Below are 322 nucleotides of genomic sequence, written 5' to 3' on the forward strand. Positions count from 1 at the left end.
CTGGTCCTGGTCGGCATCGGCGTCGCCGCCGTACTCGGCGGCGTCAACGGCTACCTGCTCACCCGGATCCAGCTGATGGAGGCCGCCCGCGCCCTGCTCTGGCTCACCGGCAGCCTCGACGGACGCGGCTGGGACGACGCCCTCCCCCTGCTCGCGGTCCTCGCCGTGCTGCTCCCGGTGGTGCTGCTCGCCTGCGGCCCCGGCCTGCGGATGCTGGAACTCGGCGACGACACCGCCCTCGCCCTCGGCGTGCCGATCGAACGGATCCGGCCCGCCCTGCTGGCCTGCGCCGTCCTGCTCGCCTCGGTCGCGGCGGCGGCCG

Annotated in this window: 1 protein-coding gene; it reads left to right on the forward strand. The window is 76.1% G+C overall.

Going from position 1 to position 322, the window contains the following annotated elements; translation table 11 throughout:
* Nucleotides 1–322: iron chelate uptake ABC transporter family permease subunit (locus BI06_RS54550; RefSeq protein WP_043478876.1), on the forward strand; the 322-nt coding region annotated here is incomplete at both ends.

It is taken from the genome of Kitasatospora sp. MBT66, assembly GCF_000710405.2.
GTDB lineage: Bacteria > Actinomycetota > Actinomycetes > Streptomycetales > Streptomycetaceae > Kitasatospora > Kitasatospora purpeofusca.